Consider the following 18,785-nt stretch of genomic DNA (forward strand, 5'->3'; position numbering starts at 1 on the left):
ATGAGCTTTTCGGTGTTACTCAAGAAAACCAACTTCCGAACCCTTTCTTTTTTTGCCGCTCTTGTAACGTCAAACTCGCATGAATGAACTCTTGCTCTGCCAGACTCAGATCCTCCCGCCGTTCTTTTAGCATTTCCTTGGCCTGCTCCAACGCCGCCCCGCGCAACAATGATCCCTCATCCTTGTTATATACCTGCCATTGCTCCATTGCCACCCGCAGTCGCTCTTGCCAAACTCTAAAAACGCGGTTTGTATCCATCCATTCTCGCAGTTTTCTCCAATTACGAATCAGAGCTTCATGGGCTATCTCCACCGTTTCTTGACCACTCTCAGAATTGAGACTTGTTACCACCAACCGATAATCAGCTAATCGTTTGACCAAATCCCAGCTTTGCTCCCCCAATTCTGCTTTTGTCACTATACGTTTTGTATCTTCTGATCCCTCACCCGGACGCACCAATTGAAGAAAAATGCGCCGGACTTTTTCCTTCTCCTCCTCTGTCAAGTTGCCATATTTCTTATCAGCATGGCGAGCTAACGCACCTTCTACTTGACTAATTTCTTCATAAATTTTGTGAGTTAATTGTTTCCCTGTGCGCTTGTTCCACAACTCTGTTAATGCAAACTCTAGCAGAGGTAAATTTCCCGGTTGGTTTTCCACATCTTCCAGAATGCGTTCTACCAGTCCGCTTTCAAATGTCACCCCTAATTTTTGAGCAGGTTTTTCAATGACTTGTGTGAGTTCCTCCCGATTCATCGGCCCTAGCTTCACATCCGCATTTTGCAAAACATCCGCAAAGGGACGATAGGAGAGAGCGTTTCCTAAAAAATCTGCCCGCATCGTTGCTACCAACACTGTAGCCGATGAAGACAGAGAAGTCGGAGTTTCTAGACTAGCTAATAAGCAATCGAGAAACTGACGGCGAATTTCTTGATTGTTACAGAGAGTATAAATTTCTTCAAATTGGTCAGCAATCAGTAGCACGCGATAATCTGGGTGATTTTGCCGAATTGTCACAAAAACATCCGAGAGAAGCAAAGAGCCATCTTGCAAGTAACCAGCTATCCTGTAGGCTAGGGCCAATTTGTCGGTTTCATTTAACCCAGGCGTATAAAGTGGAACAAGAGCTTCAGCTAGAGCATAGAAAGGATTGGAACCAGGACGAAAGTGAGTAAACTGCCAATGACCTTCTTTTTGTAACTTTGGGACTAATCCAGCTAATACCACCGAAGATTTACCGCTTCCTGATGCACCTAGTACGGGAATAAAATTATGGGTTTTAGTTGCACTATAAAGTTCTTGTATAAATATTTCCCGCCCAAAGAACACATCCGCATCATTGGGGCCAAAATGAAACAACCCCCGATAAGGACAAGGAATATCTTTATCAGCAGCGATGGATGAATCAATAGGTGCTACTCTTACGTCTTCCCTGTAGTAGTAGTTAGTTATTGTGATGGTGGCAGCATTGCCTGCTTCATTCACAAATGCCGTTGCATTCTCATTCCCAGAAACTGTTACATCCCCAACAGACTGTTGCTGGTCGGTCGGATAATCTCCCACGTCTGAGGTAGATTCATCTACGCTTTCTAACTGCTCAGCATACCGAGCATACTCGCCTCCCAATTGTTTTAGAATTTGGGTTGTCACTGTAGCGATAGGACTTGACTGGATTTCGCCATCTCTAATCTGGTCAGGATCTCTTAAATAAGCTACAAAATCTGCTATTGATCGCCCTATTCGGCTATCGACAAATTGTGAAACCACCTTCAATACATCTACAGAATCACTCCGAAGAGAAGATTCCAGCAACGCTGCTCGCACACCTTCCACAAAGTCATAGCGAATTGTATCTGGATTGGTATCTGGAGTAATCTCGGATTGAGATTGTAAGGGTCTCAGTAAACCTCCTAGAAACACCTCAGCCACGTGAACCTGTTTAGACTTGTTGTGCAACAACTGGTCTTGGATGATCCGTACAACTGGCAGATTAATGATAGGCGCTGCTGCTAACAGACAAGCCAACTTCCACGCCATTGGAGAAGCCGAATTATAAAACCGCCTGACCCGCTGTTCGGCAGAGAGATCATTATCAGAACTGTTCTCTTCCTCTTCATCAGGTTCAAACAATTCTGGCTCAAATACAAAGCCAGGTGCCCGTACGCCACCTTTACCCGCAACTAATTGCGACCAGACCGTGAAGATTTCTGGCTCCAATGTTACGATCGGCACCTGGATTCCAGTTTCAAAATCGATTTCGTCCCAGGCTGAGAGCGGCTTCGCTTTCAAATGCTGACTAGGAAGTCCCGGTAATAGTGCTTGAAACCGCACCGGAGCCGCAAGCCCCAAGGCGGTTCTGGACCAAAGCCATTCTGGCAGCATTTGAATAATTGCTGTTGAACAACTCTGTGACCAGGTTTTTAGCGTTGATAGCACCGTGCCGTCATGCCAATGAGAAGCAACACAATCGGTCGCAATCAAAACTAACCGACGACCCTGCGGATCGATCAGTTCTCCTGGACTATGAGTTCGTTGGGTACGGGCAGCTTTCCCAAATCCTGGACGAATACGAACTTGCCTCTGAACTTGCCCATTCTTATCAATTACTTGATCGATAACCATGCCCCAGATTCGCACATCACGGAAAATTCCATAGCGCTCTAGTAACCGCTGGAGTTCCCGAATAGTTGGTTGCCAAAGCAGCATTGATTTACTTTCATCCACAACCAAAGCTAGGTCTAGCCAAGGTTCGAGATCCGGTTTGAGAACTAGCGTCCAAAGTTGTTCTTCAGCAATCCGCTCAATAGTAGCTGCTTCATCCAGTACCATATTCGCACTTGGTACTCGTCGCAACAGAGGGTGAAGGGCACGAGCTAAGGTCAAGGGTTCCTGCAATGAACGAGCATCTGGCAGTCTTATCGCCAAATCTCGACTAGCATGAGCTGATTTTTTACTTGGTTGTTCTTCAGATGCGTGAATCTCAACTTGTCTAGGTGAATCTGATGATGATCGGGTAGGCGAGGTAGCTGATTGCTTGGGAGAATCTAATAGTGACGAGGTAGACGAGGTAGCTGACGGGGCAGAGGGAGCGATGGGTATGTTTGAATCTATTGGGCTGCCTAATAACTTGTCAGATTTCTTAGCTTTTGATTCCCCTGAAGAATCCTTTGTTGGTGAAAATAGCTGCTCATATTGCTGAATTTCCGAAGTCAACCAGATAATATCAGCAATCTCCTCTCCGATTAGCCCAAGCTCACCAAAAGTCGCAATGAACTTAGCAAGCAGTAACTGTCCATCCTCATCCTTAAGTTCCGCATACTTGCTCTCCAGTTGCTCAATTCGTGCCACCAGCATCTCAATCAGTCGTTTGCCGCTCTCTGGCATTTTTTGCCAGTCAGCCTCACTCATGAATTCGATGGAATATTTAGGTTGATTCATTCAATTATGGTAGTGGCTTTTCCTTTAATAGCTTTTACTTTATTGCCTGCACCACTGAAGGCTGACAGTAATCGAGGATGGTTGATAGCTGCTCGTGAGAAATGTTGGAGATCGCTCATGGTGGCTCCAAGTTATTCAAGATACAGTAATAACTGTTCAATCAACGTCTTTTCATCAGTCTCATTAGGACTAAATTGCCGGGTTAGTAAGTAAACTACATTCAGCAATTGGTCAGGAGCTAAAACACCGCTTTTCCGCTTAAGAAACTCATCAACTAATTGCTTAATCTTGCTTGAATCAGTATCTTTAAGATGAGCTTTGACAATTTCAGTCAAGGCTTTTTCATTAGGATCAGGCATGGTAATCCGCAAACATCTTCTCAGAAATGCAGGAGGAAAATCACGTTCACCATTACTTGTCAAGATGATGATGGGAAATTCATAGCAGCACACACGCCCTTCTTTGACCCAAGCAGAACTGCTATCATGAGTTCGCACTTTAACAAAAACATCAGGCTGCTGAGATTCTTTAGATTCAGTAGAATTTGGTTTGGCGAGGCGAGCCAATTCTGGGATTTTATATTCTCCTTCCTCAAACAAGTTCAGTAAATCATTGGGTAGATTGATATCACTCTTGTCTACCTCATCAATCAGTAAAACACGGGGTTGCTTATAAGGAAGGAAAGCAGTACCAAGGGGACCCAAGGTAAAGTAATTACCAATCGAGATATTATCAATTTCTGTTGCATCTATATTGGTTGGGTTGTTACCTCTACTCGCTGCTTCTTTCCTGATTTGTAAGGCTTGAGCATCTTGCAGGCGGGCGATCGCATCATACTGGTAAAGCCCTTCCCGTAGTGTAGAACGAGCAGTAATAGGCCAAACTAATACAGGCCCAAGATTGAGTTCGTAAGCGATCGCATAAGCGAGCAAAGTTTTCCCAGTACCCGGTTTACCCGTTATTAGCAAAGGACGCCGCAAATAAAGCGCTGCGTTGACTAGATTAAGGAGGTCTTGACCATCCTTATCTTGAGGTAAGCGAAAAGTTGCTCCCCGCAGTTGGTTTTTTTCTGCTTCATCCTGGCTTACTTCAGCAAATTTTATTTGTTCAACTTTGTGAGTTCGGCCAAAGCTTCGCCATCCAGGAGGCTCAGGTAACCGTTTAATGTCATCATGTGGCTGAGAATTACCCTTAAAAATTTTCCAATCCTGTGTTGCCTGCTCTTGATTCCTACTCACTGGTTGCTCCTAAGCTATGCTAAAAACTTAAGCTTTTCATGCGAAGGCGGAAAACGGTTCGGGTCATTCCATAGGATTACCAAATGAAATCCTAGATGGCTATTTGGACAACTCTTAGAACGAGTTTCAGAACGCTTATTCAGAACTCGTTCTGGTAGAGAAAGCAAGCAACCACTATAAATCAACTCATCCAACTCATTCAGTTGCTCTATCGTCAGATCATTACACCGAGTCCAGAGGACAATTGGAATTCCTTCATCGTTGATGATCATCTTCAGGATCTTATTTTTCTCCGAACAACAACCCAACATAGCTCCGATTCTCTTTTTCAACTGGATTCGCAAATGTTCAGCATCCCATTCATCTATTTGATGAATAAATTCAAAATCATCCTTATCTGGAATTGAATTCAGTTTGTTTATCGCTGACTTCCATTTAAGTCTTAAGGCCTGCTCTTCAGCTACTTGAAAGAGCTGCGCTGTTTCGGCTTCACGTCGGTTCATTTTTTTCTTAGCGCGTTTAGTTGATCTATCTAAAGATCGCAAGATAACTCTGAAAGACGTACCAATTGGATATATGCGCTGCTCACTCTTTTTTGACAAATCAAAAACAATCCACTGATCTATATTATTCGTATCCAAGAGCTTTTCTTCCAGAAAAACTTCAATTGCCAAATTATTAGTATCTAAATTGTCACTATAGAAGTCTTTTTTATCCTTAAGTAATAGAAATAGTGTTTCGCCTATGATGAGACTAAAAATTTCTTTTAATTCATCCATAGATAAATCAATTTCATTTGTATTTACAAACCCTTGGGTCATCGACTGGTTAATCCTTTGTAATAAGTTTAGCGATACATAATTTAGAAGACATTTACGTGTTAATTCCAAATCTTCGTTCTCAGAAACATTTTTCCCATTCAAAAGATAATCTAAATTAAATATTGAGAAAATATATGAAAAATTTATTTTATAAAACTCTCCTAATTGATAGTTTTTTTTAGTAACTTCTGTATCGTAAATCAGCCAAGGAGAATCAGGCACAAGCCAAGCTTGTACTGAAAATCGATTCTCTTTATAGGTTTCTTCAATCCAAATGAAGAGCCGCGGTTCAAGCAGGGATTGGCTCTCTGAAGTGGAGATAGGAGGCTGTTTGAAACGATATGTTTCAAGCCAAGTTTTGATTTCTCCATTAATTGCTTTATCAACATATTCATCTTTAGTTAAGTGAAAAGCAAATTCTGCAATCCTAGGTATACCATACCGGGGATTGTATTTATCAAGACGCTTTAGAACCTGATCAACTGCCTTTATCGTTAGTGCGTAATGCCGTTCAGATCTTGGTAGAGTTTTTCGACAAGCGTCTTGAATAGCAAAAAACTTATCTGCTTCTTCTTCAGAATCAATTAGTTTCTCAAGAATGTTTTTAAGCTTTTCCCATGCTTCTAAAGTAATCGAAGGAATATTACTGAAAAGGGAGTTTTGAACAAAATAATTAAAATCTTGAATCCCTCTCTGATTTAATTCTTTAAGTAATTGCTTATCTTCTTTTAATTCTCTAAGCAATTCTTCATCATTATAAAGGTTATACTTAACGATCAAAATAGCAAGCTCAATGCCCTTATCGGTACCTAAATCCTCCTTCCATACTATGTGTAGAATACTTCCTAAACTAGAAAATTTGGTGTTTTTAGTATTGAGACCTCTTGCCAAAGCTTGATCAATTAATATCTTTGCGTCTAGTCTAGATGCCCCATCCCAGACAATTTCCTGTTGCCACTTTTTTGGTAAGTCAGCCCTTGCAGCAAGATTTTTGAAATAATCTTTTTGGGTTTGTGCTAGATCAGCCAAAATATCTACAAGTAATTCAATATCCTTTAGTTCCATTTGTGTAGCCAGCATGACTTTAATTTTCGGGGGGAGTTACTAATCCAATAGCCAGGGTATAGAAAATTAATAGTAATGATCCATAAAGTGGACGATAGAATCCTAGCGTAGCAAATGGACCACCGAGGGCAAAAACCCAAACTATAAATGAGCCTGTTGAAACTAGAACCTGCGTTCTTGCTGGTTTCTTATCAGGAACGGATGTTTGTTTAAGCGTCCAAAGAGCCGTTAAAATAGTGCCAGCTACAAAAGCAATCCAGAGCAAGAGGCTGGTTGGCACCTCATCTCCACTACTAATTAATCCAGTGACAGCTACCCAGCCACCTACAATATCGGCTGGAATATACTTAATCACCTTATCGAAATAAGTATCAACTGATCCGCCTGTAGACTGATAACTTGTAGTTACAATTCGACGACCCATCGCGCTTTATCTCTTAGATTTTCAACACCACAGTAAATCCGCTATCTGACTAACTTATCTGGAGAACGCAACTTCTTGCAATTACGCTTTACTTCAGAAGAGATTTAATTTCTTGGTAAATCGAGCTAAGTAAAATACCTTCCCGAATCGATCCAAATGATCTTGATCGCTCTGCATGATGTAAGGCTACAACTTTCCAGTCCTCATTAAAACAAGGCGATCCACTGGAACCACCTGCTGTTTTTGTTGCATATTGCACCAGACCACTTTGTTGGTGAATGCTTGTAATACCATCCCAGCTGACTGCCAACTTCATAGATTCCCCTTCAGGATGTTGTAGGATCGTTAAACCCATGCCTTTGCTAGGGGAACTCTCAAAATCACATTCCGCCGCTTTAATTTCGCTTGCCTTGCTAATTTTTTCTTCAACTTGAAGCAAAGCATAATCAAGCTTCTCAGTAGGGCTATAGTTGAAGATAGGCTTTTCCTGGTCTAAACGAAATGTCTGACCATCAGTTGCCTTACCTGTTTTTGCTGTGAAATACCCAAAGCGTAAAAGAATCTTTTTAGCATCTTCATTTATACTCTCAGGAGAAGGGCTTTCTCTTGGAAGTACATGGTAATTTGTCAGCAGTAAATTTTTCTCTTTTTTCTTAATAAGAAAGCCAGTACCTAAAGCTTTCCCGGTTAATGTTTCGATCCGGCATACAGAAACTGCCTGTTGAATCCCTCGCATTAAAAATCCGACATCGAAAAATTCAGGTTCAGAGTGGAACCAACTTTGGAGTTGTAATTTCTCAATCGGTTCCTGCCAGTCAATCTCTGGACCATAATGTTTAGGGAATGAACTATCTTTGAGCGATATAGGAACCTGATATTGGACAATTAGCTCATTTAATAATTGATCATCTCGAATAAGTTTATACCGGACTATCACAGCAGCGATTATGCTAGCTTTGTCGAGTCCCAATTCCTCAGATAGCAAAATTTGTAAAATGCTACCTAGTGTATTGAATTTTGGATCATTATTATTGATACCTCTACTGTAACAATTGTTAATTAGAGTACGAGCTGCCGCCCCAATATCCGACGGCCATTGTCCAAAAGCTTGAATCCATTTTTTTGGTATATTCGCTCGCTGTAGTAAATCCTTAAACACTACAGGATGGCTATCTTGTGAGTTGTATGCTAAGTCAGCCATAACCTCCACAAGAAGTTTTATATCCTTCTCTTGTAGTTGCTCCTGCATAATTGTTCTAGCCCTTTATGGTGAAGGATTCCGAAAATGATGGAGACTAAAATCCACGATTTTTCTAACAGCTTATAGATATATACCAGATTGCAGCTAACAACACGTAACTTCAACACTGTCAGTTTTGTTTCCGGAGAATTGATAACAGTTACAAAGCCTGACGAGGTGTTCAAACATCTCGTTAGAGCATCCAAGAAGAAGAGAGTTTTACTGTACCACCTTAAACAAGGAAGTTATCGCAGAGAAATGGACTGACACGCTTAAAATGATGCATTAAGAAAATCCATCTTATCGGCCTTTATTGGCGTACATCTGCGGTTTATTTTATCCTCACTAATGCACAGAATTAGCTGTATCAGTCCAGAACGGTGTTAAAGGTATGTCTGCTGTTGGATTAATTAAGATGATCCGTATCCGCTGATCCGAGCGATCCGCATTATGTAATTACTGGTGAGATCGCAGGACTCTCACCAGCATATATAGGGACTAGTTTACCTATCAGCAATAAATAAGTGATTTAAGCCTCTAATTTCCCTGGCTTCGGTTCCGTAATTAGTTGCCAGTCAATCTTCTTGTTATGCTAGTTCTGCGATCGCCACTGTATGAAGTTTATGCTGTGAGATTAAGTTAGCGATTGCAACAGTATTTCAATGCTAGCTATTGGTGCCTCTGGCAATAGGATCGCTAGTGACAAACTGCTCCTGATCTACCTAAGCTTCATTTTCCTTCTCCTTGAGTTGGCCGAATAGTTCCTTCCTCCCGTGCCTTTTTAATTGCTCGTTTCAGAATTAACACTGCCATTTGAGACAAAGAGCGCTCTTCTGCATCCGCTAGTTGCTGTAGAGCTTCTTTGTCTTGTTCTTCCATGTAAATAGTTACAGTTACTTTTCCCATGTGACTATCATAAGCTTTCTTGTGTACTTTTATGCCTTAAGCCTTATAACACATAAATTCACATTTAAAAACACAATAATTGCGTATAATTACTTATAACGTCAAAAGCCAGCGTTGACCCTAGGAAAGTTACACGCTGGCTTTCGGCTCCCTCATACAGGAGACATATTCCATGTTAAAGCCTGTTGGCAATAAAACAGATGAATACAGAGGTTATCTACAAGCTTTAGATGACTTCGCGATAACTGAACTATTGGCAAAACTCAGCGATTACTGTGAGCCGCTAGAAAAAGAAACCTTAGCAGCAGTGCTGATTTCTCAACTAGCTCAGAGTCTTGATTCTGAATTGATTGCTAATTATGTGAGTGCGATTGCTCAAAGCCAGCAGTATTCACTAGCAGCATTACTCCATCAGAAATTCTCTCCAGATGCTGTTGACTTACCAATTGATTTTCCTGAGACAGCAAAGACACCGCGCTTTTTGTACGGGGATCGACTGCGCTGGCTCGGTTCTGACACTGACTGGGGAACTGCGATCGGCAGATTTTACAGCTTTGCACCCCATCTCTGCCGCTGGAATTGGTGTTACCTAATTTGGTTGAGCAAAGATAGCCCTAGTGCCGCTTGGACATCTGCCGACATTGCCTGGGAAGAAGATTTAGAACCAATAGAAGGGTCGCAGGTGCTATGAATAATCCCCGCCCTTTACAGGCGCGAGAGCAAAATCTAATTGACTTCTACAGCCACTGTCAGCTAGGTATGACACCCAAGAAATTTTATGGCAAGTGGGATGTCAATCACGAGGCGATCGCCCGTATTTGCTCTCGCTCAATATCAACTGTCCGGCGTTGGTTTTCCAAGGGACGCAATTACCGCCGACCAACACCTACTGATTTACGCCATCTCGCCCTGATGGACTTGCTGCTAGAAAACTTCGAGGAGATTCCTCAAGAATTTCTGGAGATGCTTTGTGTCTCTAAAAGAAGTCAGCAGTAATTGAAAAGTCAACAAATTTCAATATCAGGATGACATTTTTTTACAAGCCACTCTCGCTGTAGGGTGGCTTTTATCTATGAAATTAAGTATTTGTCGGAGGTTATTATGACCTACATTGAACGATTAAGCCCTTGGTGTATAGTTCGCCATTTTCCGAATATGCAGCATCAAATGCTTGGGCGTTTTCGCCGCCGCAGTGATGCAGAAGCCCATTTACAAGTACTCAAGCGGCTAATTCCAAATGTGGTTTTAACAATCATTTTCAATCCGGTAGTAGAGCAACAAGAGCAGTTTGCTTCCAATTAACTTCAGCAATACAGCACGTCAAATTTACGCCGTTCATTTGAAACATGGCAAACATTCTTCAAGCCAAAGTCACCATTGTCGGAACTAGAACACTTGCCATACACCATTTTGGCATTGATGCTTTACCACTAGAAGCGACTGAGAAAGATGGTGTTGCTGGCAATAGCCCCAATGAGTGGAAAAAGACAGTCCTCATGGATGAAGAACGCCAGTTATTTCTACTTCCGACATACTTTTTCGGTTGTATCAAGTATGGGGGTAAAACTGTAAAAAGGGGTAAAAGTAACTTACTGGCAGACATTGCCAGCACGTTACAAGTGATGGACGACCAGATTTACATCTGTAATAGTGATGGGCCAATTAAGTTGCCCGATCCACCGCAAGTCATTGAGGCAGGGACTATCAAAAATGAGAAATTGCCTGCTAGCTACGTTGAAGTCATTGGCGTGCGTAACCCATCAACTAAAGCTAGGAATATCCGTTACCGCGTTGCTGTGAAACCTGGATGGCACTGTTCATTTACTATTCTTTGGGATTCAGTCGTGGTTGATAGAAAGTCCTTAGAGACAGCTATTATCAATGCTGGCACTTTAGTAGGTATTGGTGATGGTAGGCAAAGCATTGGTTATGGGCGTTTTGAACTGACTAATTTTGCCATTGTTTAATACATGTCGTCTTCTGTTGTGTCCAGTCCAGTAGCGTCTAGTCATGTTGAGTTACGTCATCTTCAGTTAGGTTGTGTCACGTCATGTCATCAATCACACTCTACCTGCAAATTAAGCAACGTCGTCAGCATCCCAACCTTCCAGTTTATTGGTGGCGGCGACAACCACTAGAGCAGTGGGAACTGACAAGACAACGTATTTACCAGCGCGATCGCGGTATTTGTCAAAGTCCAACAGATACACCTCCGAAAATTCAAGGCTTATGCATGGGTGAAGTCAAACTTAGGGTTGCTCACATTGATCACATTCGTCCTTTATCTTCTGGTGGTAGCAATCATGCATCTAATTTAAGAACCCTTTGCCCTGTATGCCATGCGCTACGTCTTGATCGAAAGCATGACGGTATGAGAAATGGCCTGGTCAAGAAAGGTTTAATCCCTGTTAATTGGAAACAGTTTGTTTGGGATGAAATTGTCGGCGATCGCCAGCCTGATTCATGACATCGTTTCAGTATACCTATCAAACTTGCTTATTAATTACGATATAAGTCGGTTCTGTTACCGAATAAACTCCAGTTGTTTTTAGCTCCAAAAAATCAATTCCTTTATCAAAAATAATTTTGTATCGCTGACCATTTACTGTCTGAACTTCCATCATGCGTGCATGAGGGAAGTGGGAGCGTTGTTGCTGTTGCCAGGGTTGAACACTCACCTTTATAGAAACTCCCATGCTTTTAATTTCAGCGAGTGCCGCTTCCAAATTAGCTTTTCGCTGGGAGACTGAATCCCCCTGGAATTCTTCTAAAACCCGAATACTGATAGAGGAATTCGCATTGAGTCCATCAGCTTTTAAGAGGTCAGCAATAATTTTGGCTCCTTTCTCATTCAGGTAGCGATCGCTATAAACTATGTTCACCCCTCCGCTACCGGACAACACACGGTCTATTCCGAGTCTTTGCCGTAGTTGAGATATTGTTAAATTACTCCAGCTTCTATCTGGAAAGATAACTGTAGTATTAACATCTTCTAGTTCCTTGGCTTCGACAAGTCGAGCTTGCGATCGCCACTTTTCTAGACGTTGAAAAACAGTCTCTACACCTTCAGAACTCCTAGTTTCAAACCATTCCAACATTCCATCTTCTGATTTTGTGTGCAGTTGTAAAGCAATACGATGTTGTTGCTGAGTACTCAAACATAAAATTGGCACATCATTCACAGATGTTTGATAAAGCTTGAGCGCTCCTTTGTCTACCCACTGTTGCAAATGTTTTTGCAATAATTGTAAATTTCTTCTTACTGAATCAGAAGCAGCAGTATTTGGTTGCGGCAATTGATTTAAAATTAATTCCAACGGAATTTCACTACGTTCCATTGAGGAAACTACATCTTTTATCAGCTTTATCCAAGACAGTAGTGAACCATTATTCAAATTAAACCCATCTATCAAACTTGGTAGATAAATCATACTTACCTTACCAGCCATGCGGCAGAGTCCAGGCAAGCGAACTGCCATTTGCGATAATTTGGCTCGATTAGCATTGGGGGCGAAATCTTGCAGTTCTGGGTCTGGTTTCATAACCAAATATTTGATAAAATCTGCAACTATTTTTCGATTTATCTCTGCATGAAATGCTTGATTAGAATAGGTTCTTAAGCAGTCATAGCAGCTGGTATCACAACTACAAGATGCAACAATTTCTAAAGCTTTTTCTAAAACTTCAAAAAAGTGATCGGCAATACGCCTGCTATAACCCGCTCCCCCTGGAACATTGTCATAGATAATGATTTCTGCTAGTTGATTTTGTAATGGTCTAAACAAACCATCCAATTCTGCACGAGGCACATCAATTACTTCTGCTGCGGCGGCTATTAGTGCATAAGTTAGCGATCGCCAAAATCCCATGCCATCAGTACTTTGATTGGTTTGTTCTGTTACAGATGAAACTGTTCCACCGTCTCCATAATGAACAACTTCACCAAATAGAGGGATAAGATTTTTTGCTGCTTGAAATTCAATTTTTAGCAAATCACTGCGAAATTCATGTCCTAAATGAATAAGCGGGTATCCACTACCTGAACAATCTCTAGCTGTATTCGGGTGTTTATGAGCAGTTGATGAAGCTTTAAAACTAGCTGCCTGTTTTTTACTGCCACCTTTGGTGTTATTTGCTTCACGCTGTTTTTGTACCAATTCACTTAGGTCTCTGCCACAGCTTTGACAAATGGCAAAACCTTCTTTACTGAAGCCTTTACCATGCCCTAAACTTCCTTGATTTGCGAGAAATAGAGTTCCACCTTTACTAACTGTGAGTTTATAAAATTGAGATTCTAATTGTTCTTGGTTTTCTCCAGGCTTGGCTAAAAATACCTGTGATGTTGGTTGACGTTGTGGTTTAGTATAAGGTGTAACTTTTGGTGTAACTGACCAGTCTGTAGTAAAGGCTTTAGGAACTTTGTAAAGCTTCATTTTAGCAGCAGAAGCAGGAGTCGCCTCCCACCCACAGACAGAACATTCTTCAATTATGTTTTCTGTGATTGATACTTCAAAGTGATTACAATTCTTGCAAACCCAATAGTATTTTTTCTCTAAATCACTGGGTCTAAGAATGCCCACACTTTGATAAACTCGGTCATCAACTACAATATCTTGACTAGGCGCATATTCACCAAGAGCAAGCCGGCGATCGCGTTCTAGTCTATGCTTCCCTTGAGATGATTTAAATTCATTACTATCCCCTGTAAGTAAGCGCACAACATCAATGGGAAAGCCATAAATGGGTAATACACTTGCCTGAACTAATTCATCGTGAAGTCGGCGCTTACCAATCTTTTCTAACTCTGCTTCAATACTATCGCGCCGCTTCTCCAATCCCTTACGTTTTGTGCGGTCAGCTTCGGTAGCAATACTTTTTTGAATATCCTTCAGTAGTGGTACCAAATCATTCCAATCTGCCAGTTCTTGTTGCTGGAATATTAAAAGTGCTGCAAAAAAATCATTTAAGATATCGGTAGCAGAATAAGAAATTTTTAGCTTATTTATCCATACTTGGGCAACAGAATGAGCATCATCGCTATGCAGCCACTCTTGTAATTCACAAAAAATTGAGGTAGGTGGCGGAGAGAAATTAAGGGTAGAACTAAAATTATGCAGAGGTAAACTGAAAAATTCAGCGATTGTGACTTTCTCTGCTCCTTTATCCTTTGCCTTTAGAAACTCAGCTAGTAATTCAGCGCGAATATGACGCTGCTGAATTTGGAAGTTATCAGCATCAAGCTTAGGAATTTGATTATTGCCAGCAATTAATTGTTCAGGTTGCTCGAAATAAAATCGATCGTGGGGGCGACGCTGACCATACATTAAAGTAATAGCAACTCCATCGGTGCGCCGTCCCGCGCGTCCTGCTCTTTGTTGGTAGTTACTAACATGAGGTGGAAAGTTACGTAAAACCACAGCTTGCAGTTCGCCAATATCTACACCCATTTCTAGGGTTGTAGAACAACTAAGAAGATTAATTTGACCACGACGAAAACGATTTTCGCGTTTTTCTAATTCACCTACTCCTAGCTGTGCTGTATGTTCTTGCGATCGTAAAGGCAAAGGCAAGCGATTTTTGATAATATACCGCTGATAATGATCGTTTGTGACTTGTTCTATTTTGTCAGCATTATAGGGCTGAAGCTTGCCAGAACATTTGAAAGCTGGGCATCCAAAAATATTAAGCTTAGTTTGGGATTTTTGTATATCTGATAGTCCCGGAACATGGATAATTTGTTGACAGCAATCGCACTGATACCAATCGTGCTGAGTTTGAATGATATTTAATTTTGCCCAGTTCAATTGATGACCATTTTTAGCTGGAACTAGCAAGCGTAAATCTTGTAGTTGCCTAAATAGAGCAACAAATTTATCGTTGGTAGGCAGGTTTTTACCAAATAACTGTAAATAATACCAACCAAGTCTATTTTGAACTTGGCTAACTTCGCCTGTTTTTTCCTTCAACTTAGGAAGGAATGAAGGTGAATCCTGAAATTTTTTAATTTCATCACCTGATTTTTTTAAAAATAGATAATTTTTAGACTTGCCTTGGACATCTACCATTTCTGGACGAACGCCTTCAACCCCACCAGTTTCAGGAAAGTAACGCGATGCACCCTCAACGCTCACGATTCCTGTGCGGCGAATGATATCTGCAAGAACTATCAAGAAAATCTCGGCTTCAGCATTTGATATCTCAAATTCACGAGCTACCCATTCAATTAACCGCTCATCTCTCAATTCAAGATGGCAAGCAAATAAAGCATAGGCTTCTAATGTAGAGCGGCGGTTAAAAGGAAGGGCGAATTCACGCAATAATAATTCTTTAGCACGAGCCTCTGCACTATCTTGGCAATCCCTGAAGTTCTCTAAACTTTCTTCATCTTCAGGATAATAACTAAGATAATTCTTTCTAGAATCACGGTCTGGATGAGGGATAGATGTTTCTAAAAAATACTGTTTTACTCGATTAATTAGTTGATTAATAGAAACAATATTATCATCAGATTTAAACTCTTGAAATGCTTGCCAAATTACTTGGCGATAAAGTGTTTCTGTGTGATTGCGCTGGTAGTCTGAGGCAAAAAAAGCAGCATCCTGACGACCATCAGAAAATGTTAATAGCTTGCGTTTTGATGCACTACCTTGATTTTCTGGAGATTCAGGTAATAGCTCAAAGAGGCTATCAATCATAGCTTCTAAAGGCTCATCGGTATAAGCTACAAAACGGTTAATCGCTTGAGAACGGATAGGTCTTGTTCCACAAGCAGCACATTTGGGCAGGTAACATCCATTCAAATCTTTTGCATCTTTGGGGCGATGCCAAACTAAAGAAAATTCATTTGGATGAGAAGATTTATTAGGAACTTGTTCTAATGTAGGTAGCCCAATCCAACCATCACGCTGACGAATTATCAGGGTAGTTGGTGATGAAAGTTCTTGTTCTTGTTCTTGTTCGCCAGTCTCCTCTTCTTCTGTAATACTGTCTAATAATCCTGAAGTTAGAGTGTATATTTTTTCATTTTCCCGTAGACCTTGATTTGAGCGAGGTAATGGTTGTAATTTAGATGCTCCATTTAACTGAGTAAAAGCATAAGCTTGTCCACACTGATAGCAACTACCCAACTCTAAAACTGGAGAATTACAATCATCACAAGTACTTTTGTCGTTGAGATATAAGCGACCATATCGCAGAGGTTTATTCAAATAGTCGGGGTCGCAAACTCCACCAGGGCATTCAGGATTAATGCAAGCATATAGCCCTTCTAAACTACGAAATAAAAGGTGTATTCTAACTGGTAGTAAAGGTAAATCATCGGAATTTTCACGAGCAAGAGCGCCTAATTGTAATAAATGAGCGAGGGCAAGTTTTGTTTCTGTATCATTAATAGTCCCATCAGGATTGAATGGTAAATTAACTCCCCAAACTTCTGGCAATTGTGTAATTTGCTCCCAAGGTTGGGGTTTACGCCTCAGAAGCTCAATAAAGCGATGTACTAGTGGATGTTGCTTAAGTGCATACCAAAGCAACTTGTGAACATCCCCTTGAGATTTAGACTCCGCTACTTTTAGTTGCTCGGTAGGTATAAAACCGCTAAGTCTATCAATCCAAAAGCTCAGATTATCATCAATTTTAGGCAATTCTATTATGCTTAAATACTCTAAAATTTCTTCATTAGTAAATTCAGGAGGTAATTCATAAGCTTCACCTAATCTTTCTATAGCAGTTACGCGCTCGCCACGAATTACCTGATTAAAAGATTCCCCAAAAAATTTGGTAGTAAATTCTAATATTTGCTGAGTAACTGAAACATCTCCTAAACTTGCGCTAGTAGCAATACAGCGAATCTGACCAGGTTTTTCTTGCTTAACAGCGACTTTTAGCCGCTCTATCAACATCGAAACTTCGCTACCAGTAGAGCCGTTGTATGTATGCGCCTCATCTACGACTAACATTTTAAAAGTTGATGCTGAACTAGCAAAAACTTTGTTGCGCTCCATAGGACGAATCAACATATGCTCCAGCATGGAGTAGTTAGTCACTAATATATGAGGCGGCTTCTCCCAAATTTCGCGCCGAGAAATGGCTTGGATTTTTTGAATTTTGGCAATGGCTTGATCAATTAATCTTTCACGAGTACTGAGATTAAGAGATGCTTGTTCTGTTTCAGTGAATAAGTCCTGAAGCTCTTGAGAATCATAAGCTTGTAACTCTTGTGCCAATGATTCTTCGGCTTTGTGCTCCTCAGTTTCAGTTCGACTTGTATAAAACCCAAATCTAATTTTTATCGTTTCTTGACGACATAGTAATTTTCGTAAGCGCTTAACTTGGTCATTGACTAAGGCATTCATGGGGTACAAAATCAACGCTCTGACCCCAGCTATAGATAAATTTTCTTCTTCTCTCAGCAGCATATCCAACATAGGAATGAGGAAACACTCTGTTTTCCCTGAACCCGTACCAGTAGCAACAACAATATTTTCTTGCTGTTGAATAACTGCCTTAACAGCAGTTTCCTGATGTTCGTAAAGAGGACGTTGATTCGGCGTGAATAGCCCTGCCATTTCTGGATGCAAAAGATCTTGATTTATTAGTGCGCTAACACTATTAGCAGGGCGATAAGGTTGAGAACCTTCCAAATAAGGATGCTGCCAAACGGTTCCTGGTACTTCTAGCTGCTGTTTTAAACCGTAGCGCAGATGAGGATCTCGTAGGGGGTAAGCAGTAAGCAAGTAGCGAATAAAATCTTGGCGGGGTTGCTCAACTGCGGCAATTGGATCGAGGTAGTTGCTATTTTTCGTCATACCAGAAGGCTTCCTAAACGCTGAAATATAGTTTCGACTAGGGGGTGATGAAGGGGTTGAATGAGACGAGTTCTGTATCGTTCGCTATCAGGTTCAGATAGTCGCCAAAGCAATTGAGCATAAGCACTTGGCAAGCTAGTTCCTTGAAGATTAAGCCGACCCTGAGGTTTATCCCAGTGAATTTTTAAGGGATATCCCGTCTCTTGGTCTTGATAAAACATTGCCAGCATTGCTGTATCTGGCTCTAACTCGTAAAAGGCTTGGTCTTGAAACCAAAGATACTCACCAGTAGGAAGTTGTAGTAAGGATTTGTCTTGTAATTGATGATAGTTCAGGGGTATCCAGCGATTTTTTTGAGGAGTATCACAACTAGGTAGGTATTGCTGAATTGAGCCTTGACCTTGCCCATTGTTTGCCAAAAATGGATTTTCCGACCACCGCGATCGCAAAACTGCCTTACTAGGTTGGGAAGGATAAGGCAAATGTTCAATACTATCAGCAACAGTCAATAAGCGAATTCCTGCTTGGTTGAGGCGGTTTTTAATTTGATAAAAGCCGCGTATGTTGGGACGAATGGATAAATTATCATGACTTTGCTCTGTTTTTAATACCTGATGAGCTAGGGGAAGATAAGTACGATCGCCCCTAAATCGCAGCCCAGTCAAATTATCTTTATCTAAAGCCAATGAAGTTGGAGGAGCGATACAGTAACGATTCCTCACCCCAGCGTAAATTTCGCCTTGTGCTTGCAACTCACTCAAAGCCTCTTCAACCTGACTTTGTAATTGCTCTTGCGATTCATTGGGTGACAAGCTTGAGCGGATTAGTGTAATAAGTTGGTGTTT

Annotated in this window: 14 protein-coding genes; 5 read left to right on the top strand and 9 right to left on the bottom strand. The window is 41.1% G+C overall.

Annotated elements, in window-relative coordinates; all coding sequences use genetic code 11:
- Window positions 1-19: 19 nt before the first annotated feature.
- From AACU33_RS31085 to AACU33_RS31115, 7 genes are all read right to left on the bottom strand, one after another.
- Window positions 20-3,439 carry an SAV_2336 N-terminal domain-related protein gene (locus tag AACU33_RS31085; RefSeq protein ID WP_339376391.1) on the bottom strand — a complete coding sequence of 1,140 codons (3,420 nt, stop codon included), beginning with the start codon at window positions 3,437-3,439 and terminating at the stop codon, window positions 20-22.
- Window positions 3,436-3,558, bottom strand: a complete 123-nt coding sequence (locus AACU33_RS31090; protein WP_339376392.1) for a hypothetical protein — start codon at window positions 3,556-3,558, stop codon at window positions 3,436-3,438. The genes AACU33_RS31085 and AACU33_RS31090 overlap by 4 nt, the downstream gene beginning before the upstream one ends.
- A gap of 12 nt (window positions 3,559-3,570) precedes the next feature.
- A complete protein-coding gene (locus tag AACU33_RS31095; protein WP_096594144.1) occupies window positions 3,571-4,677 on the bottom strand; it encodes a MoxR family ATPase in 1,107 nt (368 codons plus the stop codon).
- A 14-nt stretch (window positions 4,678-4,691) separates the two neighbouring features.
- Window positions 4,692-6,578 (bottom strand): VMAP-C domain-containing protein, encoded by a 1,887-nt coding sequence (locus AACU33_RS31100; protein ID WP_096594145.1) that lies wholly within the window; start codon window positions 6,576-6,578, stop codon window positions 4,692-4,694.
- 4 nt (window positions 6,579-6,582) lie between these two features.
- Window positions 6,583-6,987, bottom strand: coding sequence for a hypothetical protein (locus tag AACU33_RS31105; protein WP_096594146.1), 405 nt, complete (start codon window positions 6,985-6,987; stop codon window positions 6,583-6,585).
- Between the two features lie 88 nt (window positions 6,988-7,075).
- Window positions 7,076-8,236 (bottom strand): trypsin-like serine peptidase, encoded by a 1,161-nt coding sequence (locus tag AACU33_RS31110; protein ID WP_096594147.1) that lies wholly within the window; start codon window positions 8,234-8,236, stop codon window positions 7,076-7,078.
- Between the two features lie 720 nt (window positions 8,237-8,956).
- Entirely contained in the window at window positions 8,957-9,133 is a 177-nt protein-coding gene (locus AACU33_RS31115) for a ribbon-helix-helix domain-containing protein (protein ID WP_096594148.1), read from the bottom strand.
- A gap of 172 nt (window positions 9,134-9,305) precedes the next feature.
- Here AACU33_RS31115 and AACU33_RS31120 point away from each other — a divergent pair, with 172 nt between their 5' ends.
- From AACU33_RS31120 to AACU33_RS31140, 5 genes are all read left to right on the top strand, one after another.
- Window positions 9,306-9,824 carry a hypothetical protein gene (locus tag AACU33_RS31120; RefSeq protein ID WP_096594149.1) on the top strand — a complete coding sequence of 173 codons (519 nt, stop codon included), beginning with the start codon at window positions 9,306-9,308 and terminating at the stop codon, window positions 9,822-9,824.
- Window positions 9,821-10,129, top strand: a complete 309-nt coding sequence (locus AACU33_RS31125) for a hypothetical protein (protein ID WP_096594150.1) — start codon at window positions 9,821-9,823, stop codon at window positions 10,127-10,129. Before AACU33_RS31120 ends, AACU33_RS31125 begins: the two co-directional genes overlap by 4 nt.
- Window positions 10,130-10,234: 105 nt before the next feature.
- Window positions 10,235-10,435 carry a hypothetical protein gene (locus AACU33_RS31130; RefSeq protein ID WP_096594151.1) on the top strand — a complete coding sequence of 67 codons (201 nt, stop codon included), beginning with the start codon at window positions 10,235-10,237 and terminating at the stop codon, window positions 10,433-10,435.
- 44 nt (window positions 10,436-10,479) lie between these two features.
- Window positions 10,480-11,100: a hypothetical protein gene (locus AACU33_RS31135; protein WP_096594152.1), complete on the top strand. Its 621-nt coding sequence runs from the start codon at window positions 10,480-10,482 to the stop codon at window positions 11,098-11,100.
- An 83-nt stretch (window positions 11,101-11,183) separates the two neighbouring features.
- Window positions 11,184-11,600, top strand: a complete 417-nt coding sequence (locus AACU33_RS31140; RefSeq protein ID WP_096594153.1) for an HNH endonuclease — start codon at window positions 11,184-11,186, stop codon at window positions 11,598-11,600.
- Between the two features lie 19 nt (window positions 11,601-11,619).
- Here AACU33_RS31140 and AACU33_RS31145 read toward each other — a convergent pair whose 3' ends face one another.
- Both AACU33_RS31145 and AACU33_RS31150 read right to left on the bottom strand, forming a co-directional pair.
- The gene (locus tag AACU33_RS31145; RefSeq protein WP_096594154.1) at window positions 11,620-17,940 is read right to left on the bottom strand and encodes a DEAD/DEAH box helicase; all 6,321 of its coding nucleotides are present in this window, start codon (window positions 17,938-17,940) and stop codon (window positions 11,620-11,622) included.
- Entirely contained in the window at window positions 17,937-18,752 is an 816-nt protein-coding gene (locus tag AACU33_RS31150) for a hypothetical protein (RefSeq protein WP_339376393.1), read from the bottom strand. The genes AACU33_RS31145 and AACU33_RS31150 overlap by 4 nt, the downstream gene beginning before the upstream one ends.
- Window positions 18,753-18,785 lie beyond the last annotated feature (33 nt).

This window comes from Calothrix sp. NIES-2098 (genome assembly GCF_963875125.1).
Lineage (GTDB): Bacteria > Cyanobacteriota > Cyanobacteriia > Cyanobacteriales > Nostocaceae > Aulosira.

Bases quoted from the DNA above. Each gene is read 5' to 3' on its own strand.
- AACU33_RS31130 (WP_096594151.1), top strand. From the start codon at position 10,235: ATGACCTACATTGAACGATTAAGCCCTTGGTGTATAGTTCGCCATTTT.
- AACU33_RS31120 (WP_096594149.1), top strand. From the start codon at position 9,306: ATGTTAAAGCCTGTTGGCAATAAAACAGATGAATACAGAGGTTATCTA.
- AACU33_RS31145 (WP_096594154.1), bottom strand. From the start codon at position 17,940: ATGACGAAAAATAGCAACTACCTCGATCCAATTGCCGCAGTTGAGCAA.
- AACU33_RS31140 (WP_096594153.1), top strand. From the start codon at position 11,184: ATGTCATCAATCACACTCTACCTGCAAATTAAGCAACGTCGTCAGCAT.
- AACU33_RS31100 (WP_096594145.1), bottom strand. From the start codon at position 6,578: ATGCTGGCTACACAAATGGAACTAAAGGATATTGAATTACTTGTAGAT.
- AACU33_RS31085 (WP_339376391.1), bottom strand. From the start codon at position 3,439: ATGAATCAACCTAAATATTCCATCGAATTCATGAGTGAGGCTGACTGG.
- AACU33_RS31115 (WP_096594148.1), bottom strand. From the start codon at position 9,133: ATGGGAAAAGTAACTGTAACTATTTACATGGAAGAACAAGACAAAGAA.
- AACU33_RS31105 (WP_096594146.1), bottom strand. From the start codon at position 6,987: ATGGGTCGTCGAATTGTAACTACAAGTTATCAGTCTACAGGCGGATCA.
- AACU33_RS31110 (WP_096594147.1), bottom strand. From the start codon at position 8,236: ATGCAGGAGCAACTACAAGAGAAGGATATAAAACTTCTTGTGGAGGTT.
- AACU33_RS31090 (WP_339376392.1), bottom strand. From the start codon at position 3,558: ATGAGCGATCTCCAACATTTCTCACGAGCAGCTATCAACCATCCTCGA.
- AACU33_RS31125 (WP_096594150.1), top strand. From the start codon at position 9,821: ATGAATAATCCCCGCCCTTTACAGGCGCGAGAGCAAAATCTAATTGAC.
- AACU33_RS31135 (WP_096594152.1), top strand. From the start codon at position 10,480: ATGGCAAACATTCTTCAAGCCAAAGTCACCATTGTCGGAACTAGAACA.